The sequence below is a fragment of the Brevibacterium sp. Marseille-P9724 genome, from assembly GCF_902500275.1.
In the GTDB taxonomy this organism is placed as follows: domain Bacteria; phylum Actinomycetota; class Actinomycetes; order Actinomycetales; family Brevibacteriaceae; genus Brevibacterium.
In genome coordinates this window covers 38,328-54,143 of record NZ_LR722996.1, presented here as the reverse complement: position 1 = coordinate 54,143, position 15,816 = coordinate 38,328, and the positions used below count along the sequence as shown (strand labels likewise).

Genomic DNA, 15,816 nt, shown 5'->3' with positions numbered 1-15,816 from the left:
GCTCATTTCACTGTCCACGTCCGTAAGTCTTGGGTGTCATTTCTGAGCACTCACTACTTGTTATCCATCTTCTGCAACCACTTTCCGTGATCTTCGTATGCGCTGCGCGGGATTCTCTGCTTGAAGGCAGCTGCGAATGCGCTCTTCTTCACTGCCTTTTCAAGGCAGTCTGCCTGCGGATGAATCCAAGCGCCCCTGCCGGGAAGCGCTCGGTCCTCATCGACTGCAATCCGAAGGGGCTCGGTTTGCAGCACCAGACGGAGGAGGTCGTTCTGCGGCGCTCTTGCACGGCACCCGATGCACATGCGTTCGGGCGCGCTGTTTGAAGAGACCACGCCGTTCAGTCTACAGCACGGGCTCGGCCAGCCTGTGGGCACTAGGCTTCGACGATGTCGATCTTCCACCCTGTCAGCTTGGCGGCCAGGCGGGCGTTCTGTCCTTCCTTGCCGATTGCAAGCGACAGAAGGTCCGGCCGCACATAGGCTCGTGCCATCTTCGAGTCGGCGTCCAGGACTTCGACCCGCTCGACTTCTGCCGGGCTCAAAGCGTTGGCGATGAAGGCGCACGGGTCTTCGCTGTAGTCGACGATGTCGATCTTCTCTGCACCGAGCTCATTCATCACCGCGCGCACTCGAGTGCCCATTTCCCCGATGCAGGCGCCCTTGGCGTTCAGCCCCGGCACGGTCGCCCGCACGGCGAGTTTGGTGCGGTGCCCAGCTTCGCGCGCAACCGAGACGATCTCCACCGAACCGTCGGCGATCTGGGGAACTTCGTGGGCGAACAGCTTGCGCACCAGGTTCGGGTGCGTACGCGAAACCGTAATCGACGGCCCCTTGTTTCCAGGGCGAACGTCAGCGATGAACACGCGGATGCGCCGTCCGTGCGGATAGTCTTCGCCCGGAACCTGTTCGTGCGGCGGCAGCAGAGCTTCGACTTCACCCAGGTCCACCTGGATCATGGCGGCGTTGCGTCCCTGTTGGATGATGCCGGAGGCGATTTCGCCCTCTTTGTCGCGGAACGATCCGAGCACGCCTTCGTCTTCAACTGCCCGCAGACGCTGGTGGATAACATTGCGGGCCGTCATAGCGGCAATCCGACCGAAGTCCTCAGGTGTGTCGTCAAACTCTCCGATGGGGTTGTCATCAGCGTCGAACTCCGTGGCCCAGATGGTGGCTTTGCCGGTTGTCAGGTCGATGTCCGCACGGGAGTCCGGGTAGTGGCCCTCCATGTTGTGGTACGCGCTCAGCAGAGCCTGCTCAATCAGGCCCACCAGCGTCGTCATCGGGATTTCGCGCTCGCTTTCAATCAGCCTCAGTGCGCCAAGATCGATGTCCACTGCCCGCTCCTCTTCTGTCCTGTCGGTCCTGTTCAACCCTAGTTCATGCTGGCGCAGTGCCGCATCAGCGGAACTTGAGAACCACCTGGGCTTTTTCAATTCCGTCGAATGAGAACTCCACCGGTTCACGGCCCGAACCGGGTTCGAGCACAATGCCCAATCCGGTCACCGCGGTCAGAACACCGGCTGTTTTCCTTCCACCAACAGGCCTTACTTCGATGGTGCGTCCGACGTTGCGGCGAAAGTGACGCGGTTCGGTCAGGGGTCGCAGCGCGCCCGGGGACGACACTTCGAGTTCATAGGGCTTGTCGTTGAACAGCGGGAGCGGATCGATCACATCGGAAATGGCGCGAGTGGCCTGTTCGATGAGATCCGAAGAGACGGCCTCAGTCGTGTCGCCTGCAAGATCCACTGTGACCGTCAATCGCCGGTGCACACCCGCGGCGTGCATTTTCACTTCTTCCACCAACAAGCCCAGTTCTTCCAGCGGGCCCGCGGCTGCCTGGGCGATGTCGTCTTCTGAATAAGCCATGCCCCTATTCTTGCTGCACGCCGAACACAGGGACAACGCACCCTCCGACAGGCCGCGGACGGGCTTTCACTTCACAGCTGGGCACCCGCGGCGAGTAGGATGAGCAGATGGCCAACACCCGCCCAAAGCACACCAGCAGGCGCGCATTCCTCGTGCTCAGCGCGACTGCTGCGCTGTCGGGATGCGGCCTGCGCCTGGGCTCGCCAGAAGACCGTATGCAGGCAGAAGCCGAAGAGTCCTCCCGCGGCCGGATTGCCGCAGTCCTGTCTTCCATTGACGACCACGACCACCAAGAAGAGCGCACCAGACTCACCGCCGCGATCGGTCCGCCGTGGTCTTCAGACAGAGCCGACTCCGCAGAGACTCCACAGCCGCAGAGCTTCGTTTCAGCCATGCACTCCATCGTCGACCTCGTGCTGCGCGACATTCACACACTCGGCGGCCCGCAGACGGCAATCATCATCGACGTGGCCGTCGGCGCATCGAACCTCGTACCGGAATGGAAGCCAATCCAGGAGCGCTTCGCCAAGCTTCCCGCACAGGGCTTCCCGGAACTCTCAAACCGACCGGCATACCGCCCCGACGGCGGCACCGACCCCCTGCGCGAATTCGCCAAGGCCGCGTTCAAAGCCTCCTACGGCTATTCCCAGGCGGCCCTTGCAGTAAAACCCGACAGCCGCGAGCGCACATTGGCAACCACCCGCATGGAAGCACTGGCCAACGCCGCCGCAGACGCCAACACGCTCCTGAAGCAGGCCGAACGCGAAGAAGCCGCAAACCGGCCCGCGTGGCGCCTGCCGCACAATCCGTCTGATCCGGCATCAGCGCGAAAACTCGCCCAACAATTGGAAGACACCGTCGCTGCCGCGCTGTTCGGGGTGTTCGAAGACCCCGCTGCGGTGTCCCTGGCCAGCCGCGAACTCAAAGCGAGTGCTGACGCTCGCATCGGCTTCGGCGGCTCTCAGCTGCTGCGCTACGAAGGAGAAGCCCAGTGAAAGTGCCCGCAGTGCTGCTCAATTCGGCAACGCAGACCCAAGGCGAAGAACGCGCACAGGCCTGGGCTGCGGCGCTGGACCACATTGTGTTCGAGCTGTTCGACCGGTGGAAGCTCACGGCGGACCCCCAGCCGGGCTCACCCTGGGCGGGCGCTGAAAGCCTCGTCATTCCGGTTCGGCTGCACGACGGTTTTCCCGCCGCACTGCGCATAGCCGCCCCGAACGCCGACAATCCGACCGTGCACGAACAGACCATTCGGGCGCTGCGCGCCTGGGGCGGACACGGTGCCGTGCGCATCATCGAAGACGACCCGTCCCTGCGCGCCACACTGCAGGAAAGGCTGCGCACCGAAGTCAATCTGTCGACAGAACCGCTGCACGCCGTAGCACCCATCTGGGGCCAGCTTGTGCAGGCGCTGCGGGTGCCCGGCACCAGCGGATTCGTGCGCGTGCAGGACATTGCCGCGGCGTGGCTCAAGCGCTTTGATGTCGATGTCCGCCTGGTTGAGGACTTCCCCGCCTTCACACCCGCCGACCAACAGGTGATCGCTACGGCCCTGTCGTGGACGAAAGAGCTCGCCGGCGCTGCCGACAGCTGGCTGCTGCACGCCGACCTGCACTACTACAACATCCTTGCAGGCAATCCCGATGCCGCCGGAATCGCCACGTGGAAGGCCATCGACCCTCAGCCGCTGACAGGCCCCACCGAATACATGCTTGCTCCGCTCATGTGGAACCGGCTGGGCGAAATCCCAGGGGCAGATCCCGAAGGGCAGGCTGATTGGCTGCGCGGCTTCGCTGCAGAGCTATCGCACTGCGCACAGATCAATCCCAGCGGGGCGATGGGCGCGTCCGTCGCTCGCGAAGTCCAGAACATGTTCTGGTATCTGCGCGCTGCCACAGAAGGCAGTCCCCGGCTGCTCGAAGACGCAGAGCGCTCGCTGTGGGTTGCCCGCGCGCTCACCGGAGTCAGCGTGCAGGGAATCACCGCTCAGCAGCTCAAACCGCTGGGCTGAGCCGCCGATCACAGAGCCAACGCCGGTGGCCCAGCCTTTTCGCGTGGGGCGCGGGCGTTGGTCTGCAGCTGACGCTTCGAGTGCCAGCACGTGACGGCTACAGAAGTTCGATGGCGTCCTGTTCGGCGTACTGCTGCCGCAGACGGGCGATGACTGCGTCGGCTGCCTGGTCGACAGGCAGTTCGGTCGATTCGCCCGTGAAGCGATCGCGCAGCTCTACGAGCCCTTCTGCCAGGCCGCGGCCGGCGACGAGCACGTTCGGCACGCCCAGCAGTTCGGCGTCGCCGAACTTCATGCCCGGTGAAACTTTCGGACGGTCATCGAGCAGAACCCGGAAACCGGCTTCTTCGATGGCCGCGGTGAGCTTCTCAGCAGCTTCCAGGGGTTCGTCGCCCTTGCCGGTGGCAACAATGTGAACGTCCGCCGGAGCCAAGTGCACCGGCCACAGCAGACCCTTGTCATCGGCGAACTCTTCGACCAGACAGGCGAGAACACGGGTGACGCCGATGCCGTAGCTGCCCATTGTGACAACACGGGACTTGCCGTTTTCATCAAGCACGTTCAAGCCGAGAGCTTCTGCGTAGCGGGTGCCCAGTTTGAAGATCTGGCCGATTTCAACACCGCGGGCCAACTGCAGCGGACCCGAGCCGTCCGGGGCGGGGTCGCCCTCGCGAATCTCAGCCGCCTCGATATAGCCGTCTGCGGTGAAGTCGCGGCCGGCGGTGAGGTTGAAGACATGCTTGCGGTCTTCGTTCGCTCCGGTGATCCACTGCGTGCCCTCGGAGACCCGGGGGTCGAGGAAGTAGCGGATGCCCGTCGAGCTCTCCGCACCCAGAACAGCGGCGTCCAGCGAGTTTCCGGGGCCAATGTACCCGGCCACGAGACCCGGGTGCTTTTTGAGATCGTCTTCGGTTGCCGGTTCAAGGTCGATTTCACCATCGCCGAGTAGACCGGTTCCGGCAGCGCGGTCGAGGTCGACCGCACGGTCGCCGGGCAGGCCGATGACGATGACTTCGCGTTCGCCGTCGGGGTGGATGAGAGCGCACACGACGTTCTTGAGCGTATCTGCCGCCGTCCACGGGCCCTCGGCGCGCGGGAAGACTTCGTTCGCACTTGCAACGAGAGTTTCGATGGTGCGCGAATCCGGTGTTTCGATGACCTGCGCTTCTGGCAGACCGTCAAAGGGCACCGGGGCGGCCAGCGGCGTGGTGACAGCCTCGACATTGGCGGTGTAGCCGCCTTCAGAGCGGACGTAGGTGTCTTCACCGACCTCCGTCGGGTAGAGGAATTCGTGAGTGCCGGAACCGCCCATCGCACCCGGGGTTGCTTCGACCACGACGTACGGCAGTCCCAGACGCGTGAAGACGTTGATGTAGGCCCGGCGCATGGCTTCGTAGGAAACGTCGAGGCCTGCGCCGTCGATGTCGAAGGAGTAGGCGTCCTTCATGATGAATTCGCGCCCGCGCAGCAGGCCCGCTCGCGGGCGAGCTTCATCGCGGTACTTAGTCTGAATCTGGTACAGGCTCAGCGGGAGGTCCTTGTAGGACGAGTAGAGGTCGGACACCAGCATGGTGAACACCTCTTCGTGGGTCGGAGCCAGGAGGTAGTCGTGCTCACGGCGGTCTTTGAGCCGGAATATGCCCTCGCCGAACGCGGACCAGCGGCCGGACTGTTCATAGGGTTCAGCCGGCAGCAGCGCCGGGAAGTGGACTTCCTGGCTTCCTGCCCGCTCCATTTCTTCGCGGACAATCGCTTCGACGCGTTCAAGGACTTTCAGGCCCAGCGGCAGCCACGAGAAGATACCGGGCGAGGTTCGGCGAATATAGCCGGCGCGGTGCAGCAGTTTGTGGCTTTTGATTTCGGCATCGGCCGGATCTTCTTTCAGTGTCCGGACGAACAGCTTCGACAGCCGCAGGGTCATGTGGGCTCCTTTATCGGGCAGGTATCGGGGCAAGATTATCACCGGCGCTACAGTTGTTCGCAGCATCTTCACCACCCGGTCGACCGCAGCGGAAGGAGGCCTATGCCCGAGCTGAACTTTGACGCCGGTGCAAGCCAGCGGATCGATGTGTGGCTCTGGGCCGTCCGCGCGTTCAAAACCCGGTCTTTGGCGCAGAAGCAGATCAAATCCGGGCACGTGCGCATTGACGGCGACCGCGCCAAACCCGCGGACAAGGTCAGAATCGGCCAGGTTGTCGTCATCCGCAGACCGGGCGCTGAGCGAGTGCTCACGGTGCAGGGCTTTCTCGACACTCGAGGACCGGCTTCTATGGCCGCGGCCTGCTACATCGACACGTCTCCCCCGCCGAACCCTCTGCTGCGCGCCCCGGTGCCCAAACGCGAAAAGGGCGCCGGTCGACCCACGAAAAAAGACCGCCGGGCCTGGGACCGGCTGCGCGGCCGCACTTCCCGCTGAACTCACGAGGTGCCGCCCCGGTCCCGCTGTCTGCTCGCCTGCACCGGCTTCTCACGAAAGCAGACCCGCTTGGATCTCAGTAGTTGACTGTCGCGAATGTGCCCACGGGAACGAACCCGGCTTTTGCATATGCGCGCAGGGCCGGCACGTTGTGGCTGTTGGCGTACAGCGTGACTGTCGGAGCAAAGCGACGCCGAATGAGAGCGGTTGCAGCAGCCATGGCGCGCGAAGCGAGTCCCCTGCCGCGATACTCGGGGTGCACCCACACACCCTGCACCTGAACTGACACACCCGAGCCGATCCCGATATCGGCCTTGAAGACGACCTGTTCGTCAGACATTCGGTTGGGCCACAGAGGCATAGGCTGCCCGGTGGGCCCGGTGCGTGCCGTGTAGCCAAGCGACAGTCCCCCGGCAATGAGAGACTCGACCCGCCTGCGATAACCCGTGCTTCCGCCTTCCAGAGGTGAGTGACCCACCTCTTCTTCGTACATCGCGACAGATGCCGGAAACACAACCTCCGCCTCGTACGGGGAGAACTGCCGGACCAGGGGGTCCGGCACAGCGGTCGGGGCGGCAAGCGCACTGAGCAGCGGCTGGTTGGGCCTGCGATCCCGAGGCGGACCCCAGTTCAGCCGGGAGGTCAGATCCAGAATCTGCTCGGCGGGCCCGACAAAAGACGACGGCCTGCGCCCCTCGTGGTTGAGGATTCCAGCCATAACGCGGTTGGTCTCAGGATCCGCGCCCAGGGGAACTATCGTGTTGCCCAGCCAGTAGGCGGCAACCGGCCGTCCGTCGCGAAAACACCCCACCATCCGGCCCGCGGGGCTGGCTATCTCCACTGTGCGCGAGCGTTCCAGCAGTGCCTGCAGGAAGACGTTCGCCGCGGGATCACGGGCGATCTCCGCGGCGAACCAGTCGGTGTGCTCATGCAGCAGCGGGGCTGCAAGCGTCGTCACCCGACGATGACCTCGGGCGGACCGGAAGGCTGGTCGGACTCTTCGGCAATGCGGTGGGCCTCTTCGATGAGCGTTTCGACGATCTTCGATTCCGGTACGGTGCGGATGACTTCGCCCTTGACGAAAATCTGGCCTTTGCCGTTGCCGGAGGCAACACCGAGGTCGGCTTCGCGAGCCTCGCCCGGGCCGTTGACAACACAGCCCATAACGGCCACGCGCAGCGGAATCTCCATGCCCTCAAGGCCGGCCGTGACCTTTTCTGCAAGTTCGAAAACATCAACCTGAGCCCGCCCACAGGACGGACACGACACGATTTCAAGCTTGCGCGGACGCAGATTGAGCGACTGCAGAATCTGTTCGCCGACCTTGACCTCTTCAACCGGCGGTGCGGACAGCGACACGCGGATGGTGTCGCCGATGCCCTTGGAGAGCAGGGCGCCGAAGGCGGTTGCAGACTTAATCGTGCCCTGGAATGCCGGACCGGCTTCGGTCACGCCCAGGTGCAGCGGCCAGTCGCCGCGCTCGGCGAGCATTTCATAGGCCTGCACCATGACGACGGGATCGTGGTGCTTGACCGAGATCTTGAAGTCGTGGAAATCGTGCTCTTCGAAAAGGCTCGCTTCCCACACTGCGGACTCAACGAGGGCTTCCGGGGTGGCCGAACCGTACTTCTCCATGATCCGCTTATCGAGCGAACCGGCGTTGACGCCGATGCGCAGCGACACTCCGGCGTCCGCGGCGGCTTTGGAGATCTCCTTGACCTGGTCATCGAACTTGCGGATGTTGCCGGGATTGACGCGCACACCGGCACAGCCAGCGTCGATGGCCGCGTAGACGTACTTCGGCTGGAAGTGGATGTCGGCGATGACCGGTATCTTCGACTTCTGGGCGATCGCGGGAAGCGCTTCGGCGTCATCAGCAGAAGGGCAGGCTACGCGCACAATGTCGCAGCCGGCAGCGGTGAGCTCAGCGATCTGCTGCAGCGTGCCGTTGATGTCAGTGGTCTTGGTGGTCGTCATCGACTGGATGCTGACCGGGGATTCCGATCCCACTCCGACGCTTCCGACCTTGATCTGCCGGGTCTTGCGGCGGGGAGCCAGAACAGGCGGGGGTGGTTTCGGCATTCCCAGATTGACCGATGTCACAGGCGGTTCCCTTTCGAACGAGGCTGCGGGGATGTGCACAGTTCTGCGGGCCGGGACCGTAGCCTGCGGCCCGCAGAACGATTCTAGACCCCGGCTCCTGTGGATGCGCCGAGAGTCTTCTTTCGCTCGGTCATCCGCTGGTAGATGGCCATGACGACCGCAATGGCCAGGCCGAGAAGCGACATTGCGATGACCGGGTAGACAAGGAGAAGGCCTGCAAGTGCCAGGATGACGGATTCCCACGCAACGAGTTTGCGGAAGTAGAACCCTGCGACAGCCGCTGAAAGCACAGCCATGCCCAGCAGCGCTGTCGCAAACACCGGGATGAACATGAGCGGATTCTGGTCGCCCTGGAACAGCAGCACCGGCTCCATCACGAAGACATAGGGCACGAGGAAGCCGGCGACAGCCACCTTGAGCGCCGTGACACCGGACTTCAGCGGGTTCGAACCGGCAATGCCCGAAGCCGCGTAGGCAGCAAGGCAGACCGGCGGGGTCACATCGGCAAGCAGACCGAAGTAGAACACGAACAGGTGCGCAGCCAGAATCGGCACATCGAAATTCGAAATGAGGATCGGCGCTGCCACGGTGGCCGTGACGACATAGTTGGCGGTGGTCGGCAAGCCCATGCCGAGCACCAGGCAGGCGATCATGGTGAAGAACATGACGAGGAAGAAGTTCTCGCCCGCGGCGGTGAGGATGCCGTCGGCCAGACGGCCGCCCAGACCGGTGGCGGTCACAATGCCTGCGACCATACCCGCAGTCGCACAGGCGGCAATGACGGGCAGAGCGGTCTTTGCGCCCTCTTCCAGCAGCAGGATCGTGTCCTTGAAGCCCAGGCGAGTGCTGGCGCGCAGAAGGCTGATGACGAAGGCAATGAGAATGCCCCACAGTGCGGCTTTCTGCGGCGTGGTGCCAGCCAGAAGCGTCACGATGATCACGCCCAGCGGCAGCAGCTGGTCAAGGCGCTTGAGCAGCATCTTCCAGCGCGGCAGTTCGTCCTTTGAGTAGCCTTCGATGCGCAGACGGCGCGCTTCGAAGTGCACCGCAAGCATCACGCCGGCAAAGTAGAGGAACGCCGGGACAATCGCAATGAGGATGATGTGCGAGTAGGGAACACCCGTGTACTCGGCCATGATGAACACGGCCGCACCCATAACGGGCGGCATGATCTGACCACCGGTCGACGCGGTTGCTTCGACCGCAGCGGCGAACTTCGGGCTGAAGCCGACCTTCTTCATCAGCGGAATCGTGAAAGAACCGGACGTCACAGCGTTGGCGACCGATGAGCCGGTCACGGTTCCCTGCATTGCCGAGGCGACGACTGCAGCCTTTGCCGGGCCGCCGGCGAAGCGGCCGGTCAGGCGGAATGCAAGCGAATTGAAGTAGGCGCCGATGTCGGTGCGCACCAGAATGACGCCGAAGAACAGGAACAGGAAAATGAAGCTCGAGGACACCTGGATCGGCACGCCGAAGATCGAGCGCGACGAATAGTAGGTCTGCTGCACCATGTTCTGCCACGTGGTGCCGTGGTAGCGCATGATCGGCGAGTAGTTGCCCAGCCAGAAGTACAGCAGCGCAACGACGGCGATGATGACGATCGGCAGGCCCACGCAGCGGCGGGTGGCTTCGAGGATCAGGAGGATCGCAACAAGCGCGACGATCGTGTCGAGAGTCGAATAGCCGTGGATCTGCACGCCGACACCCGTCAGATAGGTGTAGTTGGCAAGCAGGTAAACGGAGGTTCCCATTGCCAGCAGCGACAGCACAGTGTCAACTGAGAGAGCCGTGTAGTAGGCCTTGCGGTTCTTATCAGATTTCAGGCACAGGCTCCTGTGCAGCGGGTACAGCAGGAAGATGATGCCCATGGCCCCGCCGACGTGGATCGAGCCCTGGATCAGTGTGGGTCGAGTGCCGAAGAGCGCTGTGTACAGCTGAAAGACGGTCAGTGCGACAGACAGGACGAAGACGGCAATGCGCCACGGCCCCATGTCGGAGTTGATGCGGTGACGCGAAGCGCTGTCCAGGTCGCGCATGACCTTGTCTGCGAGGTCCTGCGCTTGTTTCTGGTCCATGGGCGCCGTGTCAGCGACGGGACTTGGGTCCGGGTTTTTGGCGGTATCGGAGGGAGTCATGATCTTCTGCCTGTCGTGGGGATGGTCTAGACGGCCCACGCGGCGACGGCGCTCAGCGCGCCGTCGCCGCGGTTGTCAGCCGAGGGTGAGAGGATCAGTTCTGGTCCTCGACGCCCTTTTCTTCGAAGTACTTCTTAGCGCCGGGGTGAAGCGGGACATCGCCGCGGCCGAGCAGAGCGTCTTCGGCTTTGATGAGCTTGCCCTGCGCCAGCGAGATCTTGCCGGCGTCTTCGTACAGCGACTTGGTGATGGCGTAGCCGTCTTCTTCGCTGATCTGGTTGGTCGAGCCGACGATCGTTGCGAACACGGTCACCGTCTGGACCGGGTCCTTGGCGAAGTCGTAGGAGCCGCCGGGGATTTCGTAGCTTTCGTATTCGGATTCAGCTGCGATCTTCTCGGCTTTGTCCTTGTCGATGGGAAGGAGCTTGACGTCGGCGTTGGCAGACAGTTCCGACAGCGCGGCAGCCGGGACGCCGAGGATTTCGATAGAGGCGTCGATGTTGCCGTCCTGCACCTTGGAGCGGGCATCCGCGAAGCTCTCTTCGTAGGGTTCGTAGTCGCCCTCCTTGAAGCCGTAGGCGTCGAGGATGAGCTTGGCAACCGCGGCGGTGCCGGAACCGGGTGCGCCGACGGCGATCTTCTTGCCCTTGAGATCTTCAACCGAGTCGAAGCCGCTCTTCTCAAGCGTGATGATCTGGGCGGCTTCCGGGTACAGCTGGCCCATCCAGCCGACGTTGCTGAGCTTGCCGACCTCTTCGAAATCGCCGGTTCCGCGCACGGCGTCGTTTGCAGTGTTCGACTGGGTGAAGCCCAGCTGAGCGTCGCCCTTGGCAATGCGGCCCAGGTTGTCTACAGAACCGTCGGTTTCGACGGCGTTGACCTTCAGGTCTGCGTCCGTGTCCTGCAGGAGACGGGCGTATTCGTTGCCCAGCGGGTAGTAGACGCCCGCGGTGCCGCCGGTGCCGAACGTCAGGTCCTTGGTGAAGTTCTCTTCCGGTGCCGCCGAGCCGCCCTCGGCTCCGCCGCGCTCACATCCGGTGAGTACGAGAGCGGCTGCGCTTGCGGCAGCTGCAATCTTGAGAAGAACGCTCTTCTTCATGAGGCTCCTATGTCTGGGCCCGCCGACGCAGAAACGTGCGGCAGGTCATACGTCCAAATGGCTGTGAGAAGAATAGCGCATCTTCTGGGCGCACTGCCAGAAATCCCTCAGCGGGCGCTCAGACAAGCTTCCTGCCGGTAGTTCTCCAGCCCCGGGGCTCAGCCGCAGGTGTCAGCCGAACAGCCTGACGGGCTTGACGATGTCGACGTAGACGAGCAGTGCTGTCATGCACAGCAGAATTCCCACGACCCCGTAGGTCAGGGGAAGCAGCTTTGCGGTGTCGAACGGGCCGATGAGTCCTCGACCGCGAGAGAGGTTGATCCTGCGGCGAGCTCCTTCGTAGAGGGCGACCGCGATGTGCCCGCCGTCCAGAGGAAGAAGCGGAACCATGTTGAACGCGAACAGGAACAGATTGAGCGATGCCGCCAGGCTCAGGCCCAGCTGCACCTTGTCGACCACCGCGAAAGCGTCTGCCGATACGATTTCGCCGGCAACTCGGCCCACACCGACCATGCCCATCGGCCCGTTGGGGTCGCGCTCCGCTCCCCCGAGAGCGACATTCCCGATCTGAACGAGTTTGACCGGCAGAGTCGCCAGCGCGGTGAAGGTCTGCCCGAGTGCCTTGCCCGCTTCGGCCGGGAACTGCGCCGGTGACAGCGGGTAGTGCTTCTTCTGCGGTGAGACCCCCAAGAAGCCGACGGTGGCGGTTTCCGGCTTTCCGTCGGCAGTGAACTTCTGTTTTCCATCGTCGTCGTAGACCGCGCGCTCAGTTTCGATGATGGGCACCTGCACAGTGTGCTCACCGCCGCCGCGTTCGTAAGCCACGGTGACGGTCCTGCCGGCGCTGTCGGCAATGATCTTCTGCACCTGCTCCCAGGTGTCTACCCGCGTACCGGCGACGGCGGTGATCGTGTCTCCCGGTTTGAGACCGGCAGCCTTTGCCGGGGCGGGAGTATCACCCGGCTGGCATTCGGCATCGGGCCCGCGCTTCTGTGCGGTTTCGGCGTCGACGGCACATTCAACAACCCCGGACAGCTGGGTGGACAGTCCCGGAACGCCGATGCCCATGAGCACAATGCCCAAGAAGACGATCCCGAGGACGAGGTTGACGGCGGGCCCGCCGAACATGACGGCCAAGCGCTTGGGAACCGACAGGGCGTAGAAGGTGCGGCCTTCTTCTCCCGGTGCGATTCCTCGATTGGAGAATTCTCGGGCGTCCTCCGCGCTCTGTTCGAACACGCGCTTTCGTCCGGCGCCCTGCTGCCCGCAGACGCCTTCAACCGCCCGGCGCTGGGCGTCGGCCTCCACAATGTCGTGTGCTGATTCGACTCCGCGCAGCTCCTCAGCCCGAGCGTGAACCGCCTGCTTCGGCGGATACATGCCCGGCATGGCGATGAAGCCGCCCAGCGGCAGCAGTTTGATGCCGTAGCGGGTTTCACCGCGCTTAAACGAAATCAGGGTCGGGCCGAAGCCGATCATGAAGTGGGTGACCTTCACCCCGAAGCGCTTGGCGGGCACCAGGTGTCCCAGTTCGTGCAGCCCAATGGACAGCCCGACGACTGCGAGCATGAAGACGATTCCCAATGCGTACAGCAGGGCGGTCATGAACGCTCTCCCCCGTGCGCTGCCCGTTCGGCCACCCACTGCTGGGCGAACGTGCGGGCCTCGCCATCAGCCGCCAAGACAAGCTCGGCCGTCAGCTTCCCGTTGTGCGGTGTGTGCGCATCGAGTGCTGCACTCAGCCCCCTGCTGATGTCGAGAAAGGAGACCTTCCCATCGTGGAAGGCATCCACCAGGATTTCGTTTGCCGCGTTGTAGACCGCCGGTGCGGTGCTGCCGATCCGGCCGGCGCGCACGGCCAAGCGCAAGGCGGGGAACGCATCGTGGTCAACCGGTTCGAATGTCCACTGTGTCGGCTCGTCCCAGCGGTTGGGTGCCGTGATGTTCGACAGCCGTTCCTCATAGCCGAGGGCGTAGGCGATCGGCAGCTTCATATCCGGCGGGCTGACCTGCGCGATCGTGGAGCCGTCGACATATTCGACCATGGAGTGAATCTGCGACTGCGGGTGGACGACCACACTGATCTGTTCGTAGGGAATGTCGAAGAGCAGATGCGCCTCAATGACCTCCAAACCCTTATTGACAAGCGTTGCCGAATTCGTCGTGATGACCTTGCCCATGTCCCACGTGGGGTGTTTCAGCGCCTGCTGCGGTGTGACCGCCTCAAGTTCAGACTCCGTCATCCCGCGGAAGGGCCCCCCGCTTGCCGTGATCACCAAACGGCTGACTTCTTCACGGCGGCCAGACCGTAGGGCCTGCCACACGGCAGAGTGCTCAGAATCGACCGGAAGCAGGCGCGCACCCGTTCGCGCAGCGACTTCCATGACGACATCGCCGCCGATGATGAGCGACTCTTTGTTTGCCAGCGCGACATCTGTGCCGCGCTCAAGGGCAGCCAGAGTCGCCGTCAGACCGGCGGCACCCGTAATGGCGTTGAGGACCGTATCGGCTTCGAGCTTCGCAACATCGTCAGCTGCCCGCGGCCCGACGAACACCCGCTCCACGGGGTTCGCAACCGAAGCGGCGGCCGCGGCAGATGCGACGGCCCGCTCCACCTCGTCAGCCGATGCGGCACCGACAGCACCCAGGGCAGTTGCGCGAAAGCGAACGGCCTGCGCGGCTGCGGAGGCAATATTCGTGTGGCAGACGAGACCGACTATCTGGAAGCGGTCAGGGTGGGCGCTGACGACGTCGAGGGTCTGCGTCCCAACGGAACCGGTCGAGCCGAGAACTGAGATGTGAAGCACCTGGCTATCTTGGCAGACGTCGCTGAACCCGCGCTCAGAGGGACCAGGGGATATTCGTCACAGAAAATACATATCTCGGCTATACTCTTTTTTGGAAGTCCTCCCTGAGCCCTCTGAACAAAGGAGTGAAATGGCCAAGACCTCACACCCGGACGAAATCCTCGGACTCAATCACCTCTTCTCGAAAGAAGAGCGCGAATGGGCTGGCATCGTCCGCAGCTGGCTGGATGAAAACGTGCGCGAAAAAATCGGCGACTGGTACCTCGAAGGCACCATTCCCGCGCGTGAACTCGCTGAAGGCCTCGGTGAGCTCGGCCTGCTCGGCATGCACCTGGACGGCTACACGCTGCCCGGCGCTTCTGCCCGCATGTACGGCATCGCCTGCCGTGAACTCGAAGCAGTCGACTCGGGCCTGCGCTCGCTTGTCTCAGTCCAGGGTTCGCTGGCGATGTTCGCCATTCACCACTGGGGCTCGGAAGAGCAGAAGGAAGAATGGCTGCCCCGCATGGGCGAAGGCAAGGCCATCGGATGCTTCGGCCTGACCGAACCGGATGTCGGATCGGACCCGTCGAACATGCGCACCACCGCCAAGCGCGACGGCGACGACTGGATCCTCAACGGCGCCAAGATGTGGATCACCAACTCCCCCGTCGCAGACGTCGCCGTCGTGTGGGCCAAGACCGACGAAACCGATGCCAAGGGCCGTCCCATGATCCGCGGCTTCGTGGTTCCCACCGACACCCCCGGCGTGGAAACCCCCACCGTCCAGCGCAAGCTGTCACTGCGGGCCTCCATCACCGGTGAAATCGTCCTGGACAACGTCCGCCTGCCCGGTTCGGCCGTCATGCCGAAGGCAGAGGGACTCAAGGGACCCCTGTCCTGCCTTTCAGAAGCCCGCTACGGCATCGTCTGGGGTGTCACCGGTGCTGCTCGCGACTCCCTGGAACAGGCACTCATGTACACCGGCAGCCGCATCCAGTTCGACAAGCCGCTGGCCGCTTTCCAGATTTCGCAGCAGAAACTGGCGAAGGCCTTCGGCCAGTACTCGAACATCACCCTGCTTGCGTCACACCTCGGCGATCTCAAGGACTCGAAGGACGGCGTGCGCCCCGAGCAGATTTCGCTTGGCAAGATGAACAACGTCGACACCGCTATGAACATCGCCCGCGACCTGCGCGCACTCTTCGGCGGTTCGGGCATCACCAGCGAATACTCGCCGCTGCGCCACGCCATCAACCTCGAAACCGTGCTGACCTACGAAGGCACACACGAAGTTCACCAGCTCACGCTGGGCCGTGCGCTCACCGGCATCAACGCCTTCGCCTGATCCACAGCTGAGGCACTGCTAACGCGAGAAGGCCCCGCTTCCGAACAGGG

The 15,816-nt window shown here is 63.3% G+C and carries 14 protein-coding genes; 4 read left to right on the top strand and 10 right to left on the bottom strand.

Annotated features, from left to right (window positions below):
* Positions 1 to 53: 53 nt before the first annotated feature.
* The 3 genes from GC119_RS11280 to rimP form a co-directional block, all read right to left on the bottom strand.
* Complete coding sequence (locus GC119_RS11280; protein WP_226829380.1) at positions 54 to 305, bottom strand: YlxR family protein; 252 nt, start codon at positions 303 to 305, stop codon at positions 54 to 56.
* A 71-nt stretch (positions 306 to 376) separates the two neighbouring features.
* Complete coding sequence (gene nusA, locus GC119_RS08525) at positions 377 to 1,336, bottom strand: transcription termination factor NusA (protein ID WP_070574291.1); 960 nt, start codon at positions 1,334 to 1,336, stop codon at positions 377 to 379.
* Between the two features lie 64 nt (positions 1,337 to 1,400).
* Positions 1,401 to 1,868 carry a ribosome maturation factor RimP gene (gene rimP / locus GC119_RS08520; protein WP_070574289.1) on the bottom strand — a complete coding sequence of 156 codons (468 nt, stop codon included), beginning with the start codon at positions 1,866 to 1,868 and terminating at the stop codon, positions 1,401 to 1,403.
* A gap of 107 nt (positions 1,869 to 1,975) precedes the next feature.
* Here rimP and GC119_RS08515 point away from each other — a divergent pair, with 107 nt between their 5' ends.
* Complete coding sequence (locus tag GC119_RS08515) at positions 1,976 to 2,863, top strand: DUF4439 domain-containing protein (RefSeq protein ID WP_151952909.1); 888 nt, start codon at positions 1,976 to 1,978, stop codon at positions 2,861 to 2,863.
* Complete coding sequence (locus GC119_RS08510) at positions 2,860 to 3,879, top strand: aminoglycoside phosphotransferase family protein (protein WP_151952908.1); 1,020 nt, start codon at positions 2,860 to 2,862, stop codon at positions 3,877 to 3,879. Before GC119_RS08515 ends, GC119_RS08510 begins: the two co-directional genes overlap by 4 nt.
* A 97-nt stretch (positions 3,880 to 3,976) precedes the next feature.
* On the opposite strand, the gene GC119_RS08505 is transcribed toward GC119_RS08510, so the two are convergent.
* Positions 3,977 to 5,800, bottom strand: coding sequence for a proline--tRNA ligase (locus GC119_RS08505; protein WP_151952907.1), 1,824 nt, complete (start codon positions 5,798 to 5,800; stop codon positions 3,977 to 3,979).
* 102 nt (positions 5,801 to 5,902) lie between these two features.
* On the opposite strand from GC119_RS08505, the gene GC119_RS08500 reads away from it, so the two are divergent.
* Positions 5,903 to 6,295, top strand: coding sequence for an RNA-binding S4 domain-containing protein (locus tag GC119_RS08500; protein WP_151952906.1), 393 nt, complete (start codon positions 5,903 to 5,905; stop codon positions 6,293 to 6,295).
* A 76-nt stretch (positions 6,296 to 6,371) separates the two neighbouring features.
* Here GC119_RS08500 and GC119_RS08495 read toward each other — a convergent pair whose 3' ends face one another.
* From GC119_RS08495 to dxr, 6 genes are all read right to left on the bottom strand, one after another.
* Positions 6,372 to 7,253, bottom strand: coding sequence for a DUF4081 domain-containing GNAT family N-acetyltransferase (locus tag GC119_RS08495; RefSeq protein WP_151952905.1), 882 nt, complete (start codon positions 7,251 to 7,253; stop codon positions 6,372 to 6,374).
* Positions 7,250 to 8,398, bottom strand: coding sequence for a flavodoxin-dependent (E)-4-hydroxy-3-methylbut-2-enyl-diphosphate synthase (ispG, locus tag GC119_RS08490; protein WP_070574448.1), 1,149 nt, complete (start codon positions 8,396 to 8,398; stop codon positions 7,250 to 7,252). Before ispG ends, GC119_RS08495 begins: the two co-directional genes overlap by 4 nt.
* Positions 8,399 to 8,481: 83 nt before the next feature.
* Positions 8,482 to 10,533 carry a TRAP transporter permease gene (locus tag GC119_RS08485; RefSeq protein ID WP_083318918.1) on the bottom strand — a complete coding sequence of 684 codons (2,052 nt, stop codon included), beginning with the start codon at positions 10,531 to 10,533 and terminating at the stop codon, positions 8,482 to 8,484.
* Positions 10,534 to 10,627: 94 nt separating this feature from the next.
* Positions 10,628 to 11,632 carry a TAXI family TRAP transporter solute-binding subunit gene (locus tag GC119_RS08480; protein WP_151952904.1) on the bottom strand — a complete coding sequence of 335 codons (1,005 nt, stop codon included), beginning with the start codon at positions 11,630 to 11,632 and terminating at the stop codon, positions 10,628 to 10,630.
* Positions 11,633 to 11,803: 171 nt separating this feature from the next.
* On the bottom strand, positions 11,804 to 13,237 hold the full coding sequence (locus GC119_RS08475; RefSeq protein WP_151952903.1) for a M50 family metallopeptidase: 1,434 nt from the start codon (positions 13,235 to 13,237) through the stop codon (positions 11,804 to 11,806).
* Positions 13,234 to 14,439 carry a 1-deoxy-D-xylulose-5-phosphate reductoisomerase gene (gene dxr / locus GC119_RS08470; RefSeq protein WP_151952902.1) on the bottom strand — a complete coding sequence of 402 codons (1,206 nt, stop codon included), beginning with the start codon at positions 14,437 to 14,439 and terminating at the stop codon, positions 13,234 to 13,236. Before dxr ends, GC119_RS08475 begins: the two co-directional genes overlap by 4 nt.
* 130 nt (positions 14,440 to 14,569) lie before the next feature.
* Between dxr and GC119_RS08465 the strand changes: the two genes are divergently transcribed.
* A complete protein-coding gene (locus GC119_RS08465; protein ID WP_070574272.1) occupies positions 14,570 to 15,766 on the top strand; it encodes an acyl-CoA dehydrogenase family protein in 1,197 nt (398 codons plus the stop codon).
* Positions 15,767 to 15,816: the final 50 nt, after the last annotated feature.

Excerpts from the sequence above, each read along its gene's own strand:
- GC119_RS08500 (WP_151952906.1), top strand. The coding sequence starts at position 5,903 with ATGCCCGAGCTGAACTTTGACGCCGGTGCAAGCCAGCGGATCGATGTG.
- GC119_RS11280 (WP_226829380.1), bottom strand. The coding sequence starts at position 305 with ATGTGCATCGGGTGCCGTGCAAGAGCGCCGCAGAACGACCTCCTCCGT.
- GC119_RS08485 (WP_083318918.1), bottom strand. The coding sequence starts at position 10,533 with ATGACTCCCTCCGATACCGCCAAAAACCCGGACCCAAGTCCCGTCGCT.
- GC119_RS08515 (WP_151952909.1), top strand. The coding sequence starts at position 1,976 with ATGGCCAACACCCGCCCAAAGCACACCAGCAGGCGCGCATTCCTCGTG.
- GC119_RS08465 (WP_070574272.1), top strand. The coding sequence starts at position 14,570 with ATGGCCAAGACCTCACACCCGGACGAAATCCTCGGACTCAATCACCTC.
- GC119_RS08505 (WP_151952907.1), bottom strand. The coding sequence starts at position 5,800 with ATGACCCTGCGGCTGTCGAAGCTGTTCGTCCGGACACTGAAAGAAGAT.
- GC119_RS08475 (WP_151952903.1), bottom strand. The coding sequence starts at position 13,237 with ATGACCGCCCTGCTGTACGCATTGGGAATCGTCTTCATGCTCGCAGTC.
- rimP (WP_070574289.1), bottom strand. The coding sequence starts at position 1,868 with ATGGCTTATTCAGAAGACGACATCGCCCAGGCAGCCGCGGGCCCGCTG.
- GC119_RS08480 (WP_151952904.1), bottom strand. The coding sequence starts at position 11,632 with ATGAAGAAGAGCGTTCTTCTCAAGATTGCAGCTGCCGCAAGCGCAGCC.